This is a genomic window from Hydrogenovibrio sp. 3SP14C1 (assembly GCF_029625905.1).
Lineage (GTDB): Bacteria > Pseudomonadota > Gammaproteobacteria > Thiomicrospirales > Thiomicrospiraceae > Hydrogenovibrio.
In genome coordinates this window covers 1-25,945 of record NZ_JARTLM010000015.1, presented here as the reverse complement: position 1 = coordinate 25,945, position 25,945 = coordinate 1, and the positions used below count along the sequence as shown (strand labels likewise).

At 42.7% G+C, this 25,945-nt stretch carries 21 protein-coding genes; 14 read left to right on the top strand and 7 right to left on the bottom strand.

The window, feature by feature from the left end; translation table 11 throughout:
- Together P8629_RS11300 and P8629_RS11295 are read left to right on the top strand one after the other, a co-directional pair.
- A partial coding sequence (locus tag P8629_RS11300) for an Ig-like domain-containing protein (protein WP_278166243.1) occupies positions 1 to 3,128 on the top strand: 3,128 nt, incomplete at its 5' end.
- A gap of 100 nt (positions 3,129 to 3,228) precedes the next feature.
- The gene (locus P8629_RS11295) at positions 3,229 to 4,590 is read left to right on the top strand and encodes a Sel1-like repeat-containing protein kinase family protein (protein WP_278166242.1); all 1,362 of its coding nucleotides are present in this window, start codon (positions 3,229 to 3,231) and stop codon (positions 4,588 to 4,590) included.
- 22 nt (positions 4,591 to 4,612) lie between these two features.
- On the opposite strand, the gene P8629_RS11290 is transcribed toward P8629_RS11295, so the two are convergent.
- Positions 4,613 to 5,035: a hypothetical protein gene (locus tag P8629_RS11290; protein WP_278166241.1), complete on the bottom strand. Its 423-nt coding sequence runs from the start codon at positions 5,033 to 5,035 to the stop codon at positions 4,613 to 4,615.
- A 106-nt stretch (positions 5,036 to 5,141) separates the two neighbouring features.
- Here P8629_RS11290 and P8629_RS11285 point away from each other — a divergent pair, with 106 nt between their 5' ends.
- Together P8629_RS11285 and P8629_RS11280 are read left to right on the top strand one after the other, a co-directional pair.
- Positions 5,142 to 5,660 (top strand): adenine phosphoribosyltransferase, encoded by a 519-nt coding sequence (locus tag P8629_RS11285; RefSeq protein WP_278166240.1) that lies wholly within the window; start codon positions 5,142 to 5,144, stop codon positions 5,658 to 5,660.
- Between the two features lie 30 nt (positions 5,661 to 5,690).
- On the top strand, positions 5,691 to 7,076 hold the full coding sequence (locus P8629_RS11280; protein ID WP_278166239.1) for a GGDEF domain-containing protein: 1,386 nt from the start codon (positions 5,691 to 5,693) through the stop codon (positions 7,074 to 7,076).
- Between the two features lie 86 nt (positions 7,077 to 7,162).
- Here P8629_RS11280 and argH read toward each other — a convergent pair whose 3' ends face one another.
- Both argH and P8629_RS11270 read right to left on the bottom strand, forming a co-directional pair.
- A complete protein-coding gene (gene argH / locus P8629_RS11275; protein WP_278166238.1) occupies positions 7,163 to 8,551 on the bottom strand; it encodes an argininosuccinate lyase in 1,389 nt (462 codons plus the stop codon).
- Between the two features lie 131 nt (positions 8,552 to 8,682).
- Positions 8,683 to 9,219 (bottom strand): thioredoxin family protein, encoded by a 537-nt coding sequence (locus tag P8629_RS11270; RefSeq protein WP_278166237.1) that lies wholly within the window; start codon positions 9,217 to 9,219, stop codon positions 8,683 to 8,685.
- Between the two features lie 251 nt (positions 9,220 to 9,470).
- Between P8629_RS11270 and hemC the strand changes: the two genes are divergently transcribed.
- The 4 genes from hemC to P8629_RS11250 are packed head-to-tail and all read left to right on the top strand — an operon-like array spanning position 9,471 to position 13,739.
- Positions 9,471 to 10,403: a hydroxymethylbilane synthase gene (hemC, locus tag P8629_RS11265; protein WP_442908700.1), complete on the top strand. Its 933-nt coding sequence runs from the start codon at positions 9,471 to 9,473 to the stop codon at positions 10,401 to 10,403.
- Complete coding sequence (locus P8629_RS11260; protein WP_278166235.1) at positions 10,390 to 11,187, top strand: uroporphyrinogen-III synthase; 798 nt, start codon at positions 10,390 to 10,392, stop codon at positions 11,185 to 11,187. The genes hemC and P8629_RS11260 overlap by 14 nt, the downstream gene beginning before the upstream one ends.
- 27 nt (positions 11,188 to 11,214) lie before the next feature.
- Positions 11,215 to 12,558, top strand: a complete 1,344-nt coding sequence (locus P8629_RS11255; protein ID WP_278166234.1) for a hypothetical protein — start codon at positions 11,215 to 11,217, stop codon at positions 12,556 to 12,558.
- A gap of 5 nt (positions 12,559 to 12,563) precedes the next feature.
- Positions 12,564 to 13,739, top strand: a complete 1,176-nt coding sequence (locus tag P8629_RS11250; protein ID WP_278166233.1) for a heme biosynthesis HemY N-terminal domain-containing protein — start codon at positions 12,564 to 12,566, stop codon at positions 13,737 to 13,739.
- On the opposite strand, the gene P8629_RS11245 is transcribed toward P8629_RS11250, so the two are convergent.
- On the bottom strand, positions 13,736 to 15,019 hold the full coding sequence (locus P8629_RS11245; RefSeq protein WP_278166232.1) for a GGDEF domain-containing protein: 1,284 nt from the start codon (positions 15,017 to 15,019) through the stop codon (positions 13,736 to 13,738). The two genes, P8629_RS11250 and P8629_RS11245, sit on opposite strands and share 4 nt — an antisense overlap.
- A gap of 236 nt (positions 15,020 to 15,255) precedes the next feature.
- On the opposite strand from P8629_RS11245, the gene P8629_RS11240 reads away from it, so the two are divergent.
- The gene (locus tag P8629_RS11240; RefSeq protein WP_278166231.1) at positions 15,256 to 15,459 is read left to right on the top strand and encodes a YjfB family protein; all 204 of its coding nucleotides are present in this window, start codon (positions 15,256 to 15,258) and stop codon (positions 15,457 to 15,459) included.
- Positions 15,460 to 15,513: 54 nt separating this feature from the next.
- On the opposite strand, the gene P8629_RS11235 is transcribed toward P8629_RS11240, so the two are convergent.
- On the bottom strand, positions 15,514 to 16,647 hold the full coding sequence (locus P8629_RS11235) for an acetate/propionate family kinase (protein ID WP_278166230.1): 1,134 nt from the start codon (positions 16,645 to 16,647) through the stop codon (positions 15,514 to 15,516).
- Position 16,648: 1 nt separating this feature from the next.
- Entirely contained in the window at positions 16,649 to 18,760 is a 2,112-nt protein-coding gene (gene pta, locus P8629_RS11230; RefSeq protein ID WP_278166229.1) for a phosphate acetyltransferase, read from the bottom strand.
- Positions 18,761 to 18,863: 103 nt separating this feature from the next.
- Here pta and hemW point away from each other — a divergent pair, with 103 nt between their 5' ends.
- Together hemW and P8629_RS11220 are read left to right on the top strand one after the other, a co-directional pair.
- Positions 18,864 to 20,012, top strand: coding sequence for a radical SAM family heme chaperone HemW (gene hemW / locus P8629_RS11225; protein ID WP_278166228.1), 1,149 nt, complete (start codon positions 18,864 to 18,866; stop codon positions 20,010 to 20,012).
- Between the two features lie 68 nt (positions 20,013 to 20,080).
- Positions 20,081 to 22,351, top strand: coding sequence for an AsmA family protein (locus P8629_RS11220; protein ID WP_278166227.1), 2,271 nt, complete (start codon positions 20,081 to 20,083; stop codon positions 22,349 to 22,351).
- A 29-nt stretch (positions 22,352 to 22,380) separates the two neighbouring features.
- On the opposite strand, the gene trmB is transcribed toward P8629_RS11220, so the two are convergent.
- Complete coding sequence (gene trmB / locus P8629_RS11215) at positions 22,381 to 23,103, bottom strand: tRNA (guanosine(46)-N7)-methyltransferase TrmB (protein WP_278166226.1); 723 nt, start codon at positions 23,101 to 23,103, stop codon at positions 22,381 to 22,383.
- Positions 23,104 to 23,174: 71 nt separating this feature from the next.
- Between trmB and mutY the strand changes: the two genes are divergently transcribed.
- From mutY to P8629_RS11200, 3 genes are all read left to right on the top strand, one after another.
- On the top strand, positions 23,175 to 24,227 hold the full coding sequence (gene mutY / locus P8629_RS11210; protein ID WP_278166225.1) for an A/G-specific adenine glycosylase: 1,053 nt from the start codon (positions 23,175 to 23,177) through the stop codon (positions 24,225 to 24,227).
- On the top strand, positions 24,220 to 24,492 hold the full coding sequence (locus P8629_RS11205; protein ID WP_278166224.1) for an oxidative damage protection protein: 273 nt from the start codon (positions 24,220 to 24,222) through the stop codon (positions 24,490 to 24,492). The genes mutY and P8629_RS11205 overlap by 8 nt, the downstream gene beginning before the upstream one ends.
- A 120-nt stretch (positions 24,493 to 24,612) precedes the next feature.
- Positions 24,613 to 25,815, top strand: coding sequence for an EAL and HDOD domain-containing protein (locus tag P8629_RS11200; protein WP_278166223.1), 1,203 nt, complete (start codon positions 24,613 to 24,615; stop codon positions 25,813 to 25,815).
- The last annotated feature ends 130 nt before the right edge of the window (positions 25,816 to 25,945 follow it).

Here is a 25,945-nt window from a genome sequence, read left to right as displayed (position 1 = left end):
CAGCAACAGGCGGCAACTTCGAAAACATCGTTATCGATAGCACCCCTGCAACAACCAAGATCACCGACACCACTGATACCACGACTCTCTCGATCAGTGGTTCGGATACGGTCGGTGAAGGTGTGATGGCAACTTATACAGTCAGCGTCGACCATGCGGTGGCTGCGGGTGAAAGTCTGACAGTGCCTGTGACTTACACTTACCAGTCTGCAGAAACCGGTGACATTGTGACCAGCACAACCAGTGTCACGTTGGATGATGCTAATCAAAGTGTCGATTTTTCCGTCAATACGGTGGATGACAACTATGCAGAAGGTGACGAAGTCTTTAGCGTCGTGATTGGCATGCCTGACAATACCGGCAGTTTCGAAAATCTTGTTCTAGGTAATAGTAGTGTTGATACCACGATTACTGACAATGACTCCACTCCGGTCGCTCATGATGATTCTAATGCAGATGGTTCATCTTATTCTGTCAGTTTGGGTAACATTGAAAATGCAAACTGGAATAACGCGGATAGTACCGGCAACACCGTCACCATCACAGGCATTAAAAATGATGGCTCTGAGGGAACGATTTCCTATTCAGAGAAGGTTGATGGTGTTGATGGGCAAGAAGAAGCCCGTAATGACAACTATGAGTTGGGTGTGTCCGGTAGTCCTCGTGATTCTAACGCATGGCCATCTCAGCAGATTGAATATGATGCTGAAACACAATCTTCTGAAGCCATTTCTTTGAAGTTTAATGGTTTGTTGAATGAAGCCACGGTTGGCGTTCAGCACTTGGTAAGCAGCGAGCACGGTGGTGAAGTCGGCAAATGGGTAGCGCTGTATCAGGGAACGGAAGTCGCTTCTGGTGAGTTCAATTCAAGCAAATTTGATATTTCAACCGGCGACAAGGTGTTTGACGAAGTCCGTTTTGAAGCCCTTGAGTATACTAATCAGGACCAATCTACGGACGACAGTTCAGATTACTTCTTGGATTCTTTTGAGGGTACCGGACCTGTTATTTCAAGCGCCGCTTATACAACGGCTGAAGATGAAACTTTATCTGTCAATGTTTCGGATGGTGTGCTGACAAATGACGTGGACCAGGATGGCGATGCCTTGCATGTGTTCCGTATTAACGGAAATGAAGTCAATTCTGGTGACACGGTCTCCTTAGCGAGTGGTGCTCTTCTAACCATTAACAGCGATGGGTCGTTTGCCTATGATCCAAATGGTCAGTTTGATGATTTGGAAGCCGGTGAAATAGGATCTGATACATTCACTTATGCAATAAAAGATGAGCACGGAAACTGGCTCGAAACAGCCGGTGGCGAAGGGCCAAATGATGATTCGGACAGTGTCGCCACGGCAACCATTACCATTATCGGTAAAGGCGATGAGTATGTAGCTAATCCGCCAGTTACGATTGATATTACGGCAGTTGATTCAACAGCGATTGAACCAATCACTGATGGTGATCACGAGGATGACCACGAGGATGACCACGAGGATGACCACGAGGATGATCACGATGATGACCACGAGGATGATCACGATGATGATCACGATGATGATCACGATGATGATCACGACGATGATCACGATGATGATCATGATGATCAAGTTGAAACAGATACGGTGTTATTTGAAATTACCCGTAGTGCTGATAATGGTACAACCAGTACTGTGTTGTTTACCCTCGGGTCGTCAGCCGGTTCAAGCATAGAAGCTGCCGATATAGCAGAAATCGTCATTTCGGATTCGAGTGGTTCTATTACCTTGAATACGGAATCTGATATTTCTGCTCTCTTGAGTTCAGGCAGAAGCATTTCTTTATCTGGCTCAGATTCAGCAACCGTTGAAATTACCCCAGCAGCGGATAATTTAGTTGAAGGTGTAGAAGCCTTTACGGGCGTTGTTTCTAATCCGAGCATTGATGCGGTATTAGGAACATCGACAGCGACAGCTGAATTTAATGATGCTGAGGTTACCGATGATGTTGAAGAAGCTAGTATGCCAATTGTGGCGATGGATATTCTTCCCGTTTACAGCGAATCATTATTAAGCTATGAGACTGATGGTGGTCGAAATGCGAATAACGAAGAAACATCCACGTATGCAGATGCTTTATTAGCCCAGAATGGTGAGAATCATGAAGCAGATAATTTAATCTTTAAAAATATCAATAAATCTGAAATCGACTTTGGATCAGATACCAGTGATAAAGTTCTTGTCATCACAGGTAATACCAAAAACTCAAAAATTGATATGGGTAACGGCGGTAATAATGTTCTTATCTTTACAAAACACACGCCTACAGATTGTGAGGTTAAGTTTGATAAAGATGGCAATAATGTCGTTGTTTTACCGATCAGTAAAGATGATTATGATAACGGTGACTATCACATCGAAAATGCAGATGGCATCTTCTTCTTAGGCAGTAATGACTCGATAGGGGATGTATCATCGGCTATGGTTTCTAGTCAAACCTTAGACAGTTATGAACTTGATATTTCAGCCAGCTTAACCGATCAGGATGGGTCGGAAACTCTGTCTGATGTTACTATTAATGGCTTGCCAGATGATAACTCGGTCACTTTGGAAGGAACTGGAGTTATTGATAATAATGACGGAACTTATCGTATTGAGTTGCAGGACGACGGTAACATTGCGGACGATGTCACCATGATGTCTTCCCGTGAGTTGACAGATTCAGAGTTATCAGACATTCATGCTTCAGTGACATCAACGGAAGGGAACGGTGGAGACACTGCAACGACCGAAGTGAATGAAGAGGGTGATCATTTCTTGTATGGATTGGATAATGAAGACGATGTGTTTATTATCGAAAATGAAGAGGGTGAACAGGATACCTACATTGAAAACTTCGACATGGAACATGATGTGCTTGATATCAGTGACGTTATCAGCTCAAAGGCAACCGAAGAAACGTTATCCGATTATCTTAATTTATCTTTAGTGGATTCGGATGACGATGGTCAAGTTGATGATACGAAAATTTCGGTTGATAAAGATGGTAAAGCCGAAACACAAGATGATGTCTCCAATATTTATATTCAAGATAATCAGTTTACCGATAACAATCTTGACGATATGAATATCGATTTTCAAAATGAGTAATCTTTAACAAAAAGCCGACGTTTTGGGTGCTCAAGTTTTGCTTGAGCACTTTTGAATTTTGTTAATATAGTCTTTCTACTTTCTTAGGTTGGTTTATAAGATGCCTCAATCCGATATGGTTAAAAGCTTGACTGAACAGCCCGATTTATCTCATGTGAAGCTTATTAATGAGCGTCCTACGCTACAGGTGTATCAGGCGATTCAGACCTTTGAGGGTGAGCAAAAAAAACAACTCATACGGGTCAATAAAGACATTCACAACCATTTTGCCTCGCAAAGAGAAAAAGATTTACTCCATTATCTCAATCAATTTGAAGAAGACTTTCCGCGTTTTAATGAAATTCGCAAGCAAGGATTCGCTTATTTAACGTTTTTTGATTATGTCGGCAAGAAAACCCTAAAACAAAAAGTTAAAAAGTCCGGCGCTTTGTCGTTGAAGAAAGCTAAACACTTTTTAGCGAATATGATTTCAACATTGGAACATGCCCATAATGTTGGTTTTGTGCACACACAACTAAACCCTGAAAACATTATTGTTGGCAAAAACCGTTTTTATTTGGTGGGTTGGAACAACGCTATTCCTTCTTTATCTTCTTTTGAAAGCGAATTGTTGTTGGGCGATCAACAATATTGTCCACCAGAAAGATTGAATGGGGAATATGGTGATGCAGGTGATATTTATAATCTAGGGTGTACACTTTATTTTGCGTTAACGGGAAAACATATCTATCGGCTGAACAAGGTTGAACATTTGTTTGATCAACTCTATGCCCATGCGTTTCATACACCCCGAAAACTAAACTCGCTTCCCATTTTTTGGCGCCAATTAATTGTTTGGATGACTCAAAAAGATCCTGAAAAACGGCCAGGCCTGGTCGAATTAAAACAGTGGCTTTTGGATGAAAGTGTGCCAAAATCCATTCGAGAACAATCTTTAATGCCTTGTAAAAAATTCCCTCAAGACAGTTTAACTGCGCTAGCAGATTCACACTTTTTATATGCTTTATTTAAAAAAGCCAGTTTGTATGAATCATCGGGCGATACAGAGCGCGCATTTAATTTATATGAAAGCTGCGCTTTCCGAGAGTATACGCGAGCGGAAAACAATCTTGGTCTCATGTATGAAAAAGGGCTGGTGATTCATCAATCCTACCTTAAAGCCATGAATATGTACCATCATGCCTTTAAAAAAGGCAACCCTTTCGCTGCCTATAACTTAGCCCGATTATTTGAAAATGGACTCGGTGCGGAACAAAATTTATTGCAAGCGTTCAAACTGTATCAATTCTCTGCAAAACGTGGGCATTTGGCGGCTCAAAATAAACTGGGAGAATTGTATATGGCAGGAAAAGGCGTCAACAAGGATGTTGTTCAAGCACGATTTTGGTTTGGAATGGCCGCTCATTATGGCAACCCAGAAGCGCGTTTAAACATTAAAAAATTGTTGGGCGGATTCGCATAATCACTCAAATAAAGAGAAGGTCTCAATTCGCTTGGTCTAAGCGTTTTTCTTTTAAGTTCTTTGTCAATTGTAGTAACCATCTATGAAAGACGGGCATATCCTCTTCCGTCAGCTCAATAATATTGGCTAAAGAATAGTCGGTTAATGGATAGCCAGCACTCATACATGCCGCTTTAATTAAAAACAGCACTTCCTCTTGAGACAGCTCTGAATCTGGTAAAAAATAAGTGGTCTTGGCGAGCAACGCCGCTCTTAAAATGGGTTCCCACAAGTTTGAAGGCACTTTTTTGACTGATAATAGTTCTTTATCCACTTGATTTTCATCCAGCATCAATAACAAGTCGCCTAAAGATCGGGTGCTTAATAAATCCACTCCAATATCTCGCGCATGAGGCGGGAGCTCATGGAGCAGTTTCTGTTCGAATTCATTTTCAATTAAATGCATAGGCAAATAAACTTATATATTGATATATGGTTGGATAAATAATTTTCATTGTACCAATTCAGAACCTTGTAAGATAATGCTTTGCCACAAATATAAGAAATTAATTATGAATCAACATCCATTAGCACAATACCTAGATGCCGTTCCCAATTTTCCAAAAGAAGGCATTCTGTTTCAAGATATTTCACCGTTGCTGCGAGACCATTTTGTAGAAACGATTGATGCCATGTCATTGCTTTTCAGTGCCGCGGAATGGGCTGAAGTGGATTATTTGATCGGGGTGGAATCGCGAGGCTTTATTTTTGCGTCAGCTTTAGCATTAAAGCACGACAAGGGGTTTGTGAAAGTTCGTAAACCGGGTAAATTGCCGAACGTGCATGCCTCGATGGATTACGGTTTGGAGTATGGGACAGATAAGCTTGAAATGCAAAAAGGGAATGGTAAAAAAGTCATTATTTTTGATGATTTAATTGCAACAGGTGGATCCATGCAAGCCTCCGCAAAGCTCTGTGAGGTAGTCGGGTACGACGTCATGGGGATGGCTTGTCTGGTTGATCTTAAAGCGCTTAATAGCTTTAGTCACAGTGGGATGACGGTTCGATCCGTCATTCAGTTTGATGACTAATCCTCGAAACCAATAAAGGATAATTTTCTAATGAGGTTACCTCGTTTAACCCGCAGTATTTTTCTAGATCAATTCATTTTCATGCAGCTGGTTGGGGTTCTTATTGGACTGGCTTTCCCTCATTTTTTAGTTTGGTATGGGTTCCATGCAGAAGAAGTGATGACGGTTGATTTCTATATCGTCTCGCAAATTGCCGGGCAGATGGTCGGGTTGATCAGCTTTATCTTAATTTCCATGGTTATTCGCCCGCATTTGAAATTGCTTTCGCACAAAATGCATGAAATTGCCGAAGGGCTTCAGCAAAAAACGTTTCATGAACAAACCAGTCGATGTGAAGAAGAGCTGTGTCAAATCGATGTGGTGTCGGATGATGAAATTGGGGTGAGTGCAAAAGCTTACAACAAAATGTTGGAAGCTCTGATTCAGGCACATGAAGTAGAAAGAGTGTTTAATCATTTTTCCAAAGTCATGTCCGAAAACCTCGAGCTCTCACGCTTGGCTGATGAGACCTTGGCGTTGTTGATTCAGTCTACCAACATTGAAGCGGGTGCCGTGCTGGTCACTAAAAATGGCATGCTCGAAGTGGGAGCCTCGCGAGGGATTCTCGATGCTGAGAGTTTGGTCAAACATGATGTCATTAATAAAGCGATTAAAGATGGCCAGCAAGTACGAATTGAATTGCCAAAGAATATTGATTTAGATGGCGTTCTGGCGCAGTTCAAACCGTCAGAAGTCTTTATCGAACCGTTAGAATTTAAAGGCACAAATTTGGGCGTTTTGGTGGCAGCCACTGGCGCCATGGTGGCGGATGAAAGAACCGATCAGTTGGTACAGTTGTTTAGTCGCAGTATCGGCTTGGCAATTAATAATGCGATGATTCATTCAAAATTCCAGAAAATGGCGGCGATTGATAGCTTAACAGCGATCTATAATCGTCGTTTTGGGATGGATCGGTTACGAGAAGATTTCTCGCGTGCCGTGCGTGAGCAATCCAGTTTGAGTTTGGCGATGGTGGATATTGACCACTTTAAATCGGTTAACGATACTTATGGTCATTTAGTGGGCGATAAAGCCATTAAACTGATTGCGACCATTATTAAAAAGACCTTACGAGAAGGCGATATTGTGGTGCGTTATGGCGGAGAAGAGTTCTTGATGATCTTGCATGGTGCGTCTTCAACCAATGCGCGTAATGTGTGTGAACGCATCCGTCATCAGGTGAAAGACACCTTTTTTAAAGAAGGTAATCAACAAATTCAATTGACGGTCAGTATCGGGATTGCGGCGTATCCAGAGCACCAGGCGGGTGATGAGATGGCGTTAATTCATATGGCCGATCAAGCGTTATATTATGCCAAAGAGGGCGGGCGCAACCGAGTGGTGCCTTTTCAAAAAGTGAATGAAGAGGTCGTTTAAGTAACGCAATCACTTCACAGCAGACATAAAAAAACCGCCAGGCCTGGCGGTTTTTTATGAATGCACTTTTACGAGCAAGTGATTTGTTATAAACGGTCTTTCGCACGTTTAATCGCTGCTTTTACCTGTTTCGGGGCTGTACCGCCTAAATGATCACGAGCCGCAACCGATCCTTCCAATGTTAGAACTTCAAAGACATCGTCGGTAATGCTGCTGTGGAATGCTTGCAGCGTTTCTAAAGGCATTTCAGACAAGTCTTGCCCTGTTTGAATACCATGCGCGACAGCCAACCCAACCACCTCATGAGCATCACGGAAAGGCAGGCCTTTGTTGACTAAGTAATCGGCTAAATCGGTCGCCGTAGAGAAACCTTGTTTCGCTGCCGCATAGGTTGCTTCACGGTTCACAATGATCGCTGGCACCATGTCTGCAAATGCTCGTAAACTGCCTCTGACCGTATCAATCGCATCAAACAATGGCTCTTTGTCTTCCTGGTTGTCTTTGTTATAAGCCAGCGGTTGTGACTTCATCAGCGTCAACAAGCTCATCAGGTGACCATACACGCGACCGGTTTTGCCCCTTACAAGTTCTGGTACATCCGGGTTTTTCTTTTGCGGCATAATTGATGAACCCGTACAGAAACGATCCGGTAAATCAATAAAGTTAAATTGTGCGGACGACCAAAGCACTAGCTCTTCTGAAAAACGGGATAGGTGCATTAAAAAGGTCGCGGCAAACGCGGTAAACTCAATGGCAAAATCTCGGTCGGACACGCCATCTAAAGAGTTTTCAGAAATGCGATCAAACTGCAGTAACTCCGCGGTGTATTCTCGTTGAATCGGATAAGTTGTCCCGGCCAATGCCGCAGAGCCTAAAGGCATAGTGTTAACGCGTTTACGGCAATCTTCCAAACGTTCTACGTCGCGTTTGATCATTTCAAACCAGGCCATCATGTGGTGGCCGAATGTGACGGGTTGAGCCGTTTGAAGGTGGGTAAACCCAGGCATGATGGTATCGGCTTCTTTTTCGGCTAATAATAAAATACCCTGTTGCAGGCGAGTCATTTCTGGCAATATGGCATCAATTTCATCGCGTAAATATAAGCGGATGTCTGTCGCCACCTGGTCATTTCGAGAGCGTCCGGTATGTAATTTTTTACCAGTGATGCCAATCAAGTCAGTCAGCTTCGCTTCGATATTCATGTGAATATCTTCTTGCTTAATGGACCAGTTCATTTTGCCAGCTTCAATATCCGATTGAACTTTTTCCAAGCCGTCAATAATGTCCTGTAATTCTTGTTTGTCCAAGATGCCGACCTTATGCAACATTTTGGCATGGGCAACAGATCCTTGGATATCTTGGCGGTACATGCGTTTATCAAATTGAATAGATGCAGTGAATTCTTCTACAAATGCATCCGTTGCTTCACTGAAACGCGCGCTGGAAAGTTTTTCTTGATTGTGTTGATTGCTCATAAACGGTCTTTTTATTAAAACGGACTTCCGTCCAGAATGAATTGAATAATCTGTCTATTATAAAGGCTTAACGTGGTTTTTAGGAAAGAGATTTCAACTCTTGTGCCCTTTCTGACAGACTTTCATTAAGGTTAGTTCGCCGGCGTTGGGAAAGCATCGATTCTAAGCGGATTGTTCATCTTTTGATAAGCCTGATTTAAACGCTTATGAATCAGCGTGGTGTACAGTTCAATATTGGCAATGCCAATGATTTTATCGGCCACTTCGTTACCGTGCCCATCAATAAAAACCATCGTCGGGGTGAGGTCGGCATTTAAACGATAAGCCAATTTGTTTTTAATGATAGGTGACCCATCAACCCCCGGAATTGGGGTGTGATCATCAATACTTAAGTAACGCATAAACATATAATGACCATCATAGTCTCCCCCCAATGCCATCGGATCCAGCACTTCTTCTCGTAACTGATGACAAAATTCACACCATTCCGCACCGACTGTCAGCATGATCGGCAAGTTTTGCTCTCGAGATTGCTTGGCAAGAGTCTGTAGGTTGGTGAGTTCTTTCAATTTTGACGGGTTGTATCGATCTGAATTTGCATTAGCTGACTTGTCACACCCTCCTAAAAACAACAAAGAAGCCATGAAAAGAGTCAAAAGTGGTCGCATACTGTTTCCTTATTTAAAAGTCGTGATGGAATGCCATTTTATACATGTGTTTTCTGGCTCACCAGAACATTCAACTTGATTCCATCAAGTTTCATAGGTTTTTCATTATTTTATCGAAAAAAAAACCGTTAATTTCAGTAAAATGTCTTTATTCACAAAAGAAAACGTTCGCGTAAGGTTATTGTTGACGGGTGTCAGCTTTGGCTTTGTTAGCGACTTGAAAATTCAATAAAACAACATCGGAAGGATTGATGAACAAAACTCTCAGAATTGCAACACGTAAAAGCCCTTTAGCCATGTGGCAGGCAGAATTTGTCAAAGCAGAGCTTGAAAGAATTCATGATGGATTGACGGTAGAACTGCTGCCTATGTCGACGAAAGGAGATAAAATTCTGGACGTGCCTTTAGCCAAAATTGGCGGTAAAGGACTGTTCACCAAAGAGCTTGAAGATCGTATGCTTGCCGGTGAAGCTGATATTGCAGTTCATTCGATGAAAGATGTGCCAATGGTTTTACCGGAAGGGTTTGCGCTGGGCGCCATTTTAGAACGCCATGAACCAACAGATGCTTTTGTTTCCAATCATTATGCGCATTTTGAAGAGTTACCGCAGGGTGCCGTGTTGGGAACATCCAGTTTAAGACGAAAAGCACAATTGATGGCCGCCCGTCCTGATTTGATAGTCAAAGATTTACGTGGCAATGTCGGAACGCGTTTAGGAAAACTAGATGCGGGTCAGTATGATGCGATTGTATTGGCGACGTCCGGATTAAAACGACTGGAGTTGGATGAACGTATCCGTCATGAATTATCACCAGAAACCTGTTTACCTGCCGTATCTCAAGGAACCTTGGGTATTGAGTACTTTGAAAAAGATCAGGAAGTTCTGGAACTTATCAAAGTCTTGAACCACAGAGACACCGAAATTCGTACCTTGGCAGAAAGAGCCATGAATCATCGCTTGGAAGGGGGCTGTCAGGTTCCAATCGGTGTTTATGCCGAACTAGAAAAAGACGATCAGATTTATGTACGAGGACTGGTCGGTGCTTTAGATGGATCCGAAATTTTGCGTTCTGAAACCAGAGGGCTACAAAAGGATGCGGAAAAACTCGGGGTTTATGTCGCTGAGCAATTATTGGAGCAAGGCGCAGGCGAGATTTTAAAAGAAGTGTATGACCAAGCCTGATCCGGTTCTGACATTTTTAAATACTCGCCCGATTGAGCAAGCGGCTGCTTTGTCACAATCGGTTCAGCAGAAAGGGCATCAAGTCTTGGAATGCCCAAGCTTGAAAATTTGTCCATTGCCTCTGCCGGAACAGGCAGAAAAGACATTACCAAAATTTGATAAGGTTTTTTTTATTAGCCAGAATGCGGTAAAGCAACTGGTGGAAAAGTGGCAATCGGCTTACCAAACGTTGCCCGTGTTTGCTAACCATACAAGCTGTTTTGCCATTGGTCAAAGCACTTATTTAGCAATGGAAAGTCATGACTGGCCGGTCGTTAAGCTCAATTCGTCCCAATATGTCACTGAAACGTTGCTTGAATTGGATGATTTACAGGATTTAACCAACCAACAATGTTTGATTGTTAAAGGAAAAGGTGGGCGCACCGCATTGGCTGAAGGCCTGAAAGCAGCGGGTGCAACAGTGACTGAGTGGGCATTATATGAAAGAAAGTCCGCTGATTTTTGTGCATCGGAATGGCAAGCGTTTCAAAAAGCACGTCACCCAGTATTGCTCATCAGCAGTTTAGAGGCTTGGTACCGCTTAGAAAAAATGTTAAAAGAAAATAACGAGGATTGGGCTAAAAAAGACCAGGCCTGGCTGTTTTTACAAGATATTATTGTGTTTAGTGATCGTATTAAAAACGCATTGCAGCAGCAGGGATGGAAAGGCCGCTTATTTGTGGTGCCCCAACAAAGTAACTCCGGTATATTAACCGCCCTAGAGCAAATCTCAATTGAGTGCTGAAAAGCGTCAATTTAAAAGGAAAATCAGATGATGGATTCAGATGAACCAATAACGCCTAAGGCAGACCAAAGAGTGATTGATGGTGAAGTCGTCGGTGAATCAAAGCGTAAAAAGCAATCTCGCACGACCCAGGATCAAGAGAAGCCATTGAAATCGAAAGCGGACTGGTCAAGCTGGTTGCCAAAGACTTTTACTCAAAAACTGATTTTGTTGGTGACGATTTTATTAGTGAGTTTAATCGCCTACTTGGGCGTTAAATCCACTGAGCAGGACTGGCAAGTGGAGCGTATTAATGAACTTCAAACGGAACTCGTCAAACTGAAAGCGGCTTCCAAAGAGCTTAAATCAGAACAAAGTGCTATTCAGACAAAGTTAAAGTCTATCGCCAGCAATCCAGAGACTCAACCCGTTATCAGTCAAGCAGATGTGAATGCCGTTAAAGCGGATCTAGATGCGCTTAAAAGTACCGTGCAGACCGAGTTAAATAACTATGCTGAACAACTTGACGCGATTACTCAATTAACGTCTGAGAAAACAAAAAGCATGGCTGACTCATTAAAACCTTCTGCTGAGACTCAGCAAAAAATGACAGAAGTTGAGCAAAACCTTAAAGTTAAGTTAGAACAAATGGGACAGCAGTTATCGGAGTTGTTTAGTTTTAAAAAAGCGCAGCAACAAAAAGATACCGATCTTAATGCCGCTTCAAAATCCGAAGCACCATTGTCAGAAATGCAGTTGAAAAAATGGATTGTTGAAATTAACACACAATGGCTGTTGTTTGGCAACGCGACCATGACGCAGCGTCAGTTGGCGGCATTAGAAAAAGCGGTTTCAGTGAGTGATTATCAGCATAAAGTTCAATTGGCGAAGCTGATTGGGCAAGATCTAACTCGATTGGAGGATTATACACAGCCGGAAAAAACATCCAATGCTGCGTTGTTAATTCAGTTACGCGAAGTCATTCAAACGTTGCCTGAACAAAAAGTGGATGACAATGTTTCACATGAAACCACCGCCTCTTCAGAAGCGTCTAATCTTGATCCTATGATTTCAGGATGGCAAAGACTGTTAGATAAGGCCGAGAATGTTTTTAGTTTGCGTAAAAGAGATTCAGAAACCGATTTAAGTGATGTCGAAAGTATGATGATGCATGATGTGTTGATTCAAAGAGGTTTGTTACTTGTTGATCGAGTTCAATGGGCGTTGGATTCTCGTTCAAAAACATTGCTCAACGCAAGTTTGAAAACGTTGAATCAGTTTATGACAAGTCATTTCCCAGAGCAGGCTGAAAAAGTTACAACGATGCTGGCTCCTTTAAGCCAGGTACAGTTTAAAGTGCGTAGCCCACTTAAAATTGCAGAGGTTGAATAAACGTTATGTCTAAAATCCTAAAGTGGTCTCTTTTTCTACTGATTGCAACAGGACTGACTTCACTCGCTTTGTATGATAATGGCCAAGTGTCAATGGTCTGGAATGACTGGGTGATTGAAACCAGCTTGAGCTTTGCGCTCGCATCCATTGTGGTGGTGTTCGGGTCGCTATATTTATTTATGCGATTACTGATTAACCTTTGGCACTTTCCGGCCTATTGGCGTAATCGACGACAGTTGAAACGGTATAACAAGGCAGAAACCTCGATTTCAAAAGGGCTTATTGCATTGGAGTACGGTGATTGGCAATTGGCTGAGAAACAGTTGATTAAGATGGCAAAGCAATCTGATGCGGGTTTGATTCATTATTTAACCGCAGCAAAAATGGCACATAACCAAGGTGCATTAGCGAGACGTGAACAATATCTCACTGAAGCCAGAAAGCGCTTTCCTCAGGATTATGTCACCATTGGTTTGGTTGAATCTCGTTTGTTGGTTGAAGAGCAACCTGATATGGCGCTGGTGATTTTGGCTGAGTTGCATGAGCAAAACCCAAAAAACAGACCGATTTTGTCGGAATATGTGCAATTGCTGGAAAAACAAAAGCATTGGCATACGCTGGAAGGGTTGCTGGGCCAGATTAAAAAAATTCGTGCGTTGAACAGAAGTTCTTTGCAGGCGCTGGAAATTCGTTTGATTGCTGGCAAGGTCGCTAAAGCAGAAAACTTAGATGCCTTGGATGTTTTATGGAAAAGCTTGAGCGCTAAGCAGCAGTTGACGCCCGCCATTTTGGCAGAGTTCGTTGAGCAGCGAATGGGCTGGGGGAAAGAACAAGGCTTGGCAGAACTCATTGTAAAAAGTGTGTCTAAACAATGGGACGACCGTTTAGTTTACCAATATGGTCGCATTGAACTGGGGCCGGCTTTTGAACGCTTAAAACGCGCCGAAAAATGGTTGAAAGGTCAAGATGACAACCCGGTATTGTTGCTAACACTGGGGCGATTAGCTTGTATGAGCCAGTTATGGGGACAAGCGAAACATTTTTTCCAACAGAGCTTAAAATACCAACCTGAATTAGAAACGTTTCATGCGTTGGCAAAATGTTATGAAGCGGAAGGGTTGGAAACTCAAGCGGCACTGACTTACAAAGAAGCTATTCTTCAGCTTGAAAAGAAATCTTAATGGGGCGTGAGAACCTCTTCTTCCGTCGTAGGATTATCTGTCAACCTTTCTAAAGCAGCATGCATCATTTCTTTTGCTGTGGTGGCATCATGGCCATATGATGCATACCCTATTTCAATTTTAAAGTTAAAAGAAGTCGATTCATCCGCGACTGTGTGAGATGGTTTGGAAAACCGTTCATAGTATTTCCGAGCCACAATGTGAATATCGTTTTCATCGATCTCTGGCATCAGAATGACAAAGAGTTGTTCTCGAACTCTAAAAGGGATATCTACATTACGCGTGGCGTGATTGATTAGGTCGGCAAAGATATGAATTTTCTCTGCTAAACTTACCTCGTTATTGGAGGTCGAACTGGTGATTTTGTTGAGTTTAATTACAATCATCGACAAAGGACGTTTGTACCGTTCAGAACGAAAAATTTCAAATTGAAGCGTTTCTTTAAAGCGGTCTTGATGAAAAAAACCACTGTCATGCTCGGTTACCATTAAGGCATCTAGCCTGCCATAAACTGTTTTCAGCATTTGAATATGCTCTGTAATCATTTCGTCGATCATATCGATCTCGGCAATTTTCTGGGGTTGTCTTTGCCAAATAATATCGTCTTCAGATAGTCGCACCTTATCGATTCTTTGTGACAGTTTTTTAAGCGGTTTAATAAAATCTTGCTCCAACGTTCGAGTCATCATATAAACCCCGATAACAAAGAAGTTCAGAGCGAATATGAGTAGAAACACACCAAAAATACTGAGACCGAAAACGGATGATGTAATTTTGCGTTCATACAGCAAGCTTCCTATAAATTTTCCTTGAGGATCGGACACTTTACAGTCCGGACAGTTAGGCGAGTAATAAAGCGGAAGGCCTCCCAGTAAAGCAGGGTTTTGGATATTAAAAGTCTGTATGGCTTTTTTTTGAATTTCGACTGAGCGGGCAAGTTCGGCAAATTTAGGAGGTTGGTTTTTAACGGGTTTGGTATCGTAATGAGAGATACCGGTGCCGATAAAATCATAAGTATTTTGTTTATCTTTTTGCTGGATTTGAGCCAAAATGCTTTTAATTCTGGATGGGTTTCCATTTGCTTTTTTAAGCTGAAGGACGGTATTGTTCAAATCCACATCGATTTGTTGAGTTGTTTTGTGGTAAATAAAGCCTAAATAAATGGCGCCGATCAATGAAGTCGTAATCAGGGAAGACAATATTGAAAATAGAGAAACCCAGACAAACTTTTTGAATGCAAATGTGCGAAAACCAGTTGGTTTAATGGTATCAGTGCTCATATAAAGATTTTGCTCTTAATCATGGAGTTGTAGAAAAGATTTTCTACGTCAACATACATTCATTATACTGCTGATTATTCAAATGAAACAAAACTAATTGATGGCAGCCAGCAGTTCGCCCTATGTTAGATTCATCAGGTCGTGTTTTTATGAATTGGATTAAAAGTTAAAAAAGTTTAATTTGTTCGATAAAATGATGATTAGAAAATCATCTGTTTGAACGACCAGGAAACATTATGGACATTTCATCGAATACAGCCGTTTATACTTATCAACAACACCCCGTGAATACCCATCAGCAGGTGCAGGTATCGATGCTTAAAAAAGCCATGGATATGCAGGCAGAAGGCGCATTAGCTTTGATTCAGTCTTTGCCTAATGCATCATCTGCTCAAGCGCTTCCTGCCAATTTGGGCAATCATATCAACACCACTGCGTAACCAAAACACAGCTATAAAAATGACCAGGCCTGGCTTTGAGACGCGCTGTGCTGTTTAGGATAACCGTTGAAGGGTTTGTTGAGCAATTTCCCACTCTTCGTCAGTGGGAAGAACCCAGCACTCAACGGCACTGCCTGGCGTCGAGATGCGACCTTCGCAAACTAGAGTATCATTGGCGGAGTGATCAAGATGAATCTTGAAGAGTGGAGAGAAGCCATTAATCGTTTTTTGGCGAATGTCAGCCGCATGTTCACCAATGCCTCCGGTAAACACCAATGCATCTACCTCGTTCATTATTGCTAAGTAACCACCGACGACTTTGATTAAATGGTAAATAAACATTTCGACAGCCAGTTGGGCTTGTAAGTTCCCTTGCTGAGCAAGAGATAAAATCGTCTGCATATCATTTTCTCCCGTCAAGCCGATTAAACCACTTTGATGGTTCAACAGATGATCTACCTCTTGTGCTGAATAGCCTAGCGCTTCTATTAAATAAAGCGGAATCGCTGGATCAATGTCACCGCTTCTGGTTCCCATAATCAGGCCTTCCAGTGGGGTAAACCCCATGCTGGTATCGATACTTTTTCCGTTTTGAATCGCACAAACACTGGCACCATTGCCTAGGTGCATTGAAATAATATTCAGTTCAGAGAGCGGTTTTGCTAAATGATCAGCCATGCGCTTGGCAATATACTGATGGGAGGTGCCATGGAACCCGTAGCGTCGAATGCGGTGAGTTGTATACAAATCGTTAGGCAGTGCATAGCGATACGCTTTCTCGGGCAAGGTTTGATGAAAAGCGGTATCAAATACAGCAACTTGCTTGAGGGCTGGGTAACGTGCTCGAATAATTTCGATAGGGACTAAATTGATCGGGTTGTGCAAAGGAGCAAGATGGGACAAGGTCTTCATTTTCGTTAGGTTTTCAGTATCGATTAGGGTGGCTTCTTGAAAAAGTTCGCCCCCATGGACCACGCGATGGCCGACAGCATCACAATCGCCTAAATTTTCTTCAAGCCCTTTTTCTTGCAAGAGGTGTTCGATGCTGGTTAAAGCGCGTGTATATGCTTCTACCGAAGCGTCATCGATATGATCGATTACCCCATGGGTGACTAGATGAGAATCCACACCTGAAAATAGACTAAATTTTAAAGAAGAACTACCCGCATTTAACACCAGTATTTTCATTTTATGGTCCTTTAGAAGAGCGGGTCGTTTCTGACGGGGTTTGTGCTTGGATCGCTGTAATGGCAACAGTGTTAATGATGTCGGCGACACTGCACCCTCTACTTAGGTCGTTAATGGGTTTTCTTAACCCTTGCAACACAGGGCCAATGGCGATGGCGCCAGATGCTCTTTGAACCGCCTTATAGGTATTGTTGCCAGTATTTAAATCCGGAAAGATAAAGACGGTTGCTTTACCTGCAACTTGGCTTTCAGGCATTTTTTGTAACGCCACGGTCATGTCGATTGCGGCGTCGTACTGTAAAGGGCCTTCTATAATAAGATCAGGCCGCTTTTGCTGGGCAAGTTGTGTTGCTTGCCTGACTTTGTCGACTTCGTTGCCGTGGCCGGAAATTCCGGTGGAATAAGACAGTAAGGCGACTTTAGGGGTAATACCAAATCGCGCAGCAGTTTGGGCAGAGCTGAGTGCGATTTCAGATAATTCTTCTGCAGTCGGGTTCTGGTTGACGGCACAGTCTCCATAAACCAGCACTCGTGTCTCAAAACACATAAAGAATACACTTGAGACCAATGCCGTTTTGGAATCGGTTTTAATAATCTGTAAGGCGGGGCGAACGGTGTCTGCCGTGGTATGCGTCGCGCCGGAAACCATGCCGTCGGCATAGCCTTTATGTACCATCATGGTCGCAAAGTAGTTGATATGCGTCATTGAGTCGCGCGCTAAATCATAACTTATGCCTTTATGTTTTCGCATGGCATAAAAGTCATCGATGAACTCTGAGAGCCATGGACTGGTTTCAGGGTTGATGATTTCGGCCTCGCCAATATCAATGCCCAGCAAGTTGGCTTGATATAAGATCTCTTCCGGGTTACCTAATAGAATCGGGTTCACCACTTTACGCTGCAATAGCAAATCGCATGCTTTTAAAATACGCTCGTCGGTTGCTTCTGGCAGCACGATGGTTTTTAACTCAGCGCGTGCTTTCTCAAATAAGCCATACTCAAACATAATGGGTGTCGTGATGTCTTGACTGCGATCTTGTGTTCTAGCCAGCAGTTTATCCATTAAGTGTTCCCGATTGACCCATTGATCGAACAATCCGAGTGCTAAATTTGTTTTTCTAGGGTTGGTGGTGGAGAGCTTGGCATGAACTTGTCCTGCTTTTACTGCGGTAGGGTAAGTGTCCGTTTCTACGGAGACAATCGGTAAGTCCGATGCATGATAATTCGTAATCAAGTCCATAATCACCGGGCGAGGAATCAATCCTCCAGTGAGCATAATGCCGGCAATATTCGGCATATTTCGAGCAAATAAACTCATAACGGACGCAATGAGAATGTCGCTACGATCTCCAGGTACAATAATTAAATCCCCTTCGTTGACGCGAGGTAAATAGTTTTCAATGGTCATTGCCGCAACGATTGGTTCTTTGACAAGGCGGTTGTTTCCGGCCTCGTCGGAGGATAAAAATTGGCCATTTAATGCTTCCGATACTTCTTTGACTGTGGGGGTATTTAAATCTTCAATTTCAGGTAAGAAATAAATCGGTACATTTGGGTGTTTCGGGAAGCTGGGTTTTGATTCTAGAAGACAGGAAGGGGCTCGGTTGATGAAGAACGCAAAAGGATCGAGTTCTGAACTGGCATGGAGTTCCATTTCGATTTCTTTTTCAATGTCATGAGGCTGTTTGTTTTGCCCACTTAAAACCGATACATAAGGGCTGTTAAAATGCTTCGCTAGAGCCAAGTTGATATCAAGTTCAATGCCGCTGGTGTGGTCACTTAGTTCCATGCCATGGACTAGAACAAAGTCATAGTTTTCCAGTAAGGTTTGAAACTGCCCCACAAGTGTTTCATATAAGGCGTGTTTTTTATTTTCGCTTAACAGTTGTGTCGCCTCGGATACTTGTAGTCCTATCATCTTTTCTTTAGGCATTTCAAGCTGAAAATAGTGCTTGATAAAAAGACAATCAGGGTCTTCCTTTTCAGTAACGAGGGGGCGGAAGAAGGCAATTTTTTCGAATTTCTGTCTCAGCAAAGACATGAGCCCAAGTGAAATGAGAAGGCTGCCGGCATGACGTTCGCGAGGTGCAATAAATAAACTATTCGATTGCATGTAGGGTCCCATGAAGAAAATCTTGAAATTAAAAGGAAGCTTAACACTTGTCATTTAAATTTCTATTAAAATAATCTTATTTAAACGAATAGAGCTTAACCATTTGAATTTTACCCAACCCGTTCCTTTATCATTATATGTGCATTACCCTTGGTGTATTCAAAAGTGCCCTTATTGTGACTTTAATTCGCATACGCTTGGACAAGACCAGGAAAAAATGTATATCCAAGCCTTGGTTCGCCAGCTAGAACAGACATTGCCGGATGTTTGGGGGCGGCCGATTCAGTCAATCTTTTTTGGGGGCGGTACGCCAAGTTTGATGTCGGAAGCGGGGTTGGATACTTTTTTATCCCAAGCCAGAGCCTTGTTGGGGTTTCAACCCGACATTGAAATTACTTTGGAAGCCAATCCGGGCACCGTCGATTTTGAAAAATTTGCGGGGTTTCGTCAAGCGGGGGTAAATCGTCTATCGATGGGGGTTCAGAGTTTCGATGATGAAAAGCTTCATGCGTTAGGGCGTATACACTCCTCTGATGAAGCTTATCAAGCGGTGGAAGCGGCGAAGTCAGCCGGGTTTGACAATTTTAATTTGGATTTGATGTTTGCCTTGCCGAACCAGAGCTTGGAACAGGCGGTTCAGGATGTGGAAACCGCTTTAGCATTAGCGCCACCGCATTTATCGCATTATCAGCTGACATTGGAGCCGAATACACCTTTTTATAAAAATCCGCCGGTGTTGCCGGAAGAGGATTTGGCCTGGGAAATGCAGTTGGCTTGTCAGTCAGCATTGTCAGAAGCAGAGTATCGTCATTATGAAGTTTCTGCTTATGCGAAAAACAACCAGGCCTGCCGCCATAATCTTAACTATTGGCAGTTTGGAGACTATATCGGCTTGGGAGCGGGTGCGCATGGCAAGATTACTCAGCCGCCCCAGGGTCAAATTTGGCGGACACAAATGCCGGCTTCTCCAGGTGGTTACATGAATATGATTCAAAGTGGTGACATGGGGCGCCAACAATCGGTATCTGATCAAGATGCTATCTTTGAGTTTATGCTTAATGCTTTACGATTACAGGATGGTTTCCCACTAGAGTTGTTTACATTGCGGACAGGCTTACTGTTAGATTCCATTGACGCGCAATTAGATTTGATGAAGTTCAAAGGTTGGGTTGAAATAGAAGAATCCAGTCTACAGTTAACGCAAACGGGTAAAACGTATTTGAATGAGGTGTTACAGCTTTTTCTGCCTTAAGAGAGTGGAAGCTGTGATGTCTTTAAAAGCAGCTAATAGCTGCTAAAATTGATTAAGAAGGATAGATCATGGATAAAAAGTCGGATTCAGCACTTGAAGATAAAGTGGATGAAACACAGCATCCGCAGGAATTACCGCCTGAGAAAAGGGTGTACTCGGATGACCATGTCTGCCCGATTAAAGAGCAAAGACTGGCTAAGCGAAGAGCGAAACCTGCACATCCTGTCGTGAAGTGGTCTAGCCGCATTGTTATGGCGTTAGCGATTATTCCGATTATTCTGGTGTTGGCCTTTATCGGGGCGGTTAATTTTATGGATTACAATCAATATAAACCTCAAATTGAGTCCGAATTTAAGCAGCGCACGGGATATGAATTAAAAATTAACGGACCTATTGATGTTTCTATCTGGCCATTTGCTTTGGAAGCCAAGCAGGTTGAACTTAAAAACCCTTCTGCTTTTACATTGCCAAATTTAGCAAAAATTAACAGTATCCAAGTCGAACTCTCGTTATGGGATTTCTTCGTGAATCGTCATTTAGAGCTTTTAGGGGTCGAGTTAGAAAAACCACATTTGTTCTTGGAAACCAATGCGGCGGGCCAGAATAATTGGCACCGCTTGCAACAGCATTTAGCCTTGACTGATCAACCGTCGCAACAACCCATTTTAAGAAAAGTGGCTTATCAGGTGGTGGCCGCACCGGGTGTTGCCTCGACTAAAGCATCGAAACTTAACTGGCATCTTGACAGTTTTGTACTGCAAAATGCCATCATTGAATGGCAAAACGATCAAACGAAAACGCACCTGATGATGGACGATTTTGATTTTATGGCTTTTGATATTACACCGAATCAACCTTTCAAAGCGTTAACCAATTTTAAATATCAATCCTCTGAAATTAAATCCCGTTTCCATTTCAATGTTACGTCGATGTTGACCTTGAACAATGACTTAACACAGTGGCGTCTTTCAGACTGGGCAGGGAATGTTCGCCTGGTGTTGCCGAAAGAGATGCAGATTCCCGAAGTGCGTATTGAAATGTTAGGCAGCCTCTTGGAGCTGAACTTTGACCAGAAAACGTTTCACGTGGAGCAGGCTCATTTCCGCTCGTTAAAGGGAAATTTGGAAACGTCAATGTCTGGAGATTATGGCGATACCTCTGAAACGCAAGGTAGTTTAAAAGCAACGCATATTAATTTACGTAAATGGTTCCGTCACTCAGGGGTGATTTATCCGAATTTTGTCGACAAGACGGTTTTGAAAGATGTCTCTTCACAATTTAACTGGTCGCAAACGCTAGAAGGGGTTTCGGTTGAGAACCTGGTTCTTCAGCTTGATCAATCCAAAATAACGGGGAATGTTTGGCAAAAACAGCAGGCAGGTAAACCACAATATCGATTCGATTTAGCGGTTTCAGAACTGAACTTAGATCAGTATGAGGCATATGTTGGTTCCAACGCCTCAAAGAAAGCGGCTCAGAAAACCGAGAAAAGAACTTCTGTTCCAGCCAAAACGAATCAGCAAAACAGCAAAAAAACATCAACAGATACCTATTTACCGGTTGGCTTGCCTATCTCAACCTTAAGGGCATTACAAGCAGAAGGGCATCTCCGTATTGCAAAACTGAAAGCCTGGCAGATGCAGTTGCAGGATTTTGAACTCAATCTTTCTGCAAAGAAGGGGCAACTTCAACTTGCGCCTTTGGATGCGAAGCTATATCAAGGCACGTTACGCTCCAAGCTATTGGTAGATGTCTCGGGGGAAACACCGCGTTATGAGTGGAACGGCAAGATGGAAAACGTTCAGCTCTCGACATTCTTAGCCGATGGCTGGGATTATGATCTGCTCGAGGGGCGATACAATGGAACCTTTAATTTTGAAACCCTCGGTGTGAATAGCTTTTTGTTGAAGCAAAACTTGCAGGGCTCTTTTAATGCGGATGTGAAGCAAGGTCGATTTAAAGGAATGGATTTGAATAAGTTGCTGGCCGGACAAAAAACCAGCGCAAAAGATGCGACGGTATTCAGTCAGTTGTCTTTGTCAGGTCAAGTTCAATCAGGTGTCATGACGTTACGACACATGAATGTTGACAGCAAACGTTTTTCTGCTATCGGCACCGGACAGTTGAACTTGCCCACGGCTCAGTTAAATGCCGTGCTGCATACCACTTATCATCAACCGCCTCAAAAACTTAAGTCATTGAAAGGTGTCGAGGTGCCAGTGTATTTAAAAGGCCCGTTAGGCAGTGTGCAATGGTCGGTTGATATGAAAAAGCTCTTGAGTAACCCGGCCAATCAACAGAAGTTATTGGATAGCCTGCAGCAATTTTTGCAGTCATGATGTCATTATGAGACATAAAAATGACCGGCTTAGACTCGCTCGAAGACCAAGTCCCAAACACCATGCCCTAAACTGTGGCCACGTTGTTCGAATTTAGTCATAGGGCGATATTCTGGGCGAGGGGTATACTGACCTTCACCAGAGGTGTTGCGGTAATCTTTCGCGGCACTCATTACATCCATCATATGCAAGGCATAATCTTCCCAGTCTGTTGCCATATGGAATTGTCCGCCTGGTTTTAAGTGTTGCGCAATTTTGTCTGCGAATTCGGCCTGTAAAATGCGACGCTTTTTGTGTTTGGTTTTATGCCAGGGATCAGGGAAGAACAAGTAAACCGCTGAAAGACTGCTTTTAGGAATTTGCCGATTAAGCACTTCAATCGCGTCTTCATTAAACACTCGAACATTGGTGAGACCTTTTTCTTCAACCAGCTTTAACAAAGCTCCCACGCCTGGGCGATGGACTTCAATGCCAATATAGTTGTTTTCCGGGTGAGCTTCTGCCATCGCTGCCAGACTATTCCCCATGCCAAATCCAATTTCGATAATGGTTGGCGCTTCACGCCCAAATAGGGTTTTGAAATCCAGTAACTGAGCTGCCAGCTTTAGGCCATATTTAGGCCACATCTTATCAATTGCATTTTGTTGTGCTTGGGATAAACGGCCTTGTCTTAACACAAAGCTTTTGATGCGTCTTTTATGCTCTGGGATTTCAGGTGTATCGGTTTGGGGGGATTCTGTATTTTCAGTCATAGGGTTCTAGTACAATGGCATTTAATTTTCGGGCTATTATAGCTCAATTCAGAAGAACATAAAGCAACGCTATGCCAGACAAAGAACAATTTTCACAAACCTTATTGGAATGGTTTGATCGCTCAGGTCGCCATGACTTGCCGTGGCAACAAGATAAGACACCCTATCGGGTGTGGGTCTCGGAAATCATGTTGCAGCAAACACAGGTACAAACTGTGATTCCATACTATGAACGGTTTATGAAAGCCTTTCCCTCTGTTGAAGCTTTGGCGCAAGCCACTCAGGAAGACGTTTTATCTCACTGGTCTGGCTTAGGGTATTACGCACGGGGTCGAAACTTATTGAAGACGGCTAAAATCGTGGTTGAGGATTTACAGGGTGAATTTCCGCAAGACCTGGAGGGCGTGATGGCCTTACCTGGTATTGGTCGTTCAACGGCAGGAGCAATTTTGTCGATTGCCTGTCAACAACGCCACCCCATTTTAGATGGGAATGTGAAACGTGTTTTGTGTCGTTATGATGCCGTTGAGTCATGGTCGGGTGAAAAAAACACCGAAATAACATTGTGGCAAAGAGCGGATGAATTAACCCCGGAGCATAGATTTGGTGATTACACACAGGCTATTATGGATTTAGGTGCAACGTTATGTACCCGTTCTAAACCAAAATGTGAGCTGTGCCCGGTACAAAAAAACTGCCAGGCCTGGCTTTTAGATCGCGTGTCGGATTTTCCTTACGCCAAACCGAAAAAAGAAAAACCCGTTCGTGAAACAGCGATGATGATTTTTTTGAATGAAGATCGCCAGGTTTTTTTACAACAGAGGCCTCAAAAAGGGATTTGGGGAGGGCTTTGGAGTTTGCCGGAAATGATACCCGGCGAGCTTGAAGACCTTATTAAAAGCAAGGTTGAAAGCCGCTGTGACAAAGAGTTTAATCTGATAAAATGGCCATTATTCAAACACACTTTCACTCATTATCATTTAATGATTCATCCATTTTTTCTGGATGAAATTCTTTCCGTGCAGATGGAAGGGAAGTGGTTTACGGTGTCGGAAGCGTTGACAAAAGGTCTACCGGCACCCATTCGAAAACTGATTAAACAATTGGAGAGCAGCAATGACTAGAATGGTAAATTGCGCCAAAATGGAACAGGAATTGGAAGGTTTGGATTTTCCACCGTTTCCCGGCGAATTAGGTCAGAAAGTTTATGAAAATGTTTCTAAAGAGGCATGGAAGCAATGGTTAGCGCAGCAAACCATCCTGATTAATGAATACCGTTTATCAAGTTTGGATCCGAAGGCACAAAACTTCCTGAAAGAAGAAATGCAGAAATTCTTGTTTGGGGGGGAAGAGCTTGATATGCCAGAAGATTTTCAGGCAGTTGATTAATCTTTCATCCTCCTTATGATGCCAATATCGGTCAGCACACAGTTTTCCTAAAGTGCTGATCCTTCAAATTTTAGTATTCTAAGTTTTTACTGAACTTTTTGTTGCTTAGGCTCTCTCATTATGTCCTCTGTTGTAGATATTTATATTGGGCGACAGCCCATATTTGATTGTTCTGCCAATGTATGTGCTTATGAACTGTTGTTTCGTTCAGGAGATGGGCAGAATAGTGCCCAAATTTTAGGGGGCGATCATGCGACTGCGCAAGTGATGCTTAATTTGTTTGGAGACATGGGGTTAAAAAATGTCGTTGGCGACCATAAAGCCTTTATTAATTTTACAGAAGGGCTGTTGGTGAATGAAAATCAGCCTTTTTTTCCACCTAACCAGGTTGTTATTGAGGTTCTAGAAGACGTTAAAGCTTCTCCTGAAATGATTGAATGCTTAAGAAACCTACGAAAATCAGGCTATAAAATCGCGCTGGATGATTATATTTTTAATCCAGAACTAGCTGAATTTGAAGCTTGTGCGGATTTTATTAAAGTGGATATCTTAGAAGTCGGGCCTAAAAAATTGAAAGAGCATATCGGGCGATTAAAAGACCAAGGCATTAAGCTACTAGCAGAAAAAGTGGAAACTCGTGAGCAGTTTGAATTTTGTCAAAAGATTGGATTTGATTTATTTCAGGGGTATTTCTTCGCAAAACCCAAAATTTTGCAAGGGCGAAGTTTAGCCTCTAATAAACTTGCGATTATTCAGCTATTAGCTCAGGTCTATGATCCAGAAGTTGATATGTCCGCACTCAGTGCAACGATTAGTCAAGACGTAGCCTTAAGTCAAAAACTATTAAAATTTGTTTCAGCGGTAGATAACCGTTCTCAATTAAGTTCAATTCATGATGCGGTTTTGCGCTTTGGGTTAAACCGTTTGCAAAGTTGGGCGAGTATGTTGGTTTTGTCTAAAGCGGATGATAAGCCGGTAGAGCTTTTCAACACCTCATTGATTCGGGCTAAGTTTTGTGAGCTGGTTGGAGCTCAAGTCGGAGATTATTCAAAAGATAGTTATTTTACCGTTGGGTTATTTTCGACCTTAGATGCCTTGATGGATACGCCCTTAGAAACTTTATTGGCAGAGTTGAATTTTGATGAAACCATTAAGCAGGCATTGTTGGGTCATTCTGGAAGCTTGGGGACAACCTTGGCGGCAGCCAAAGGGATTGAGCAGGGTCGTACAGATTTTGAATTACCAAAAAACATCACGGCTTTAGAGTTATCAAAATTGTATCTTGAGGCGATGGAGTTTGCTAATAAGCTTGATTTAAGCTAACCACTACAGATATGACGTATAAAAAAAGCCCGAATGAATCGGGCTTTTTAAACTCATACATTCAACTCGTAAGTGCAACGTTCTTATTCCAAAACACCTCATTTGGTGTTTTGTATCCTAAACACTTTCT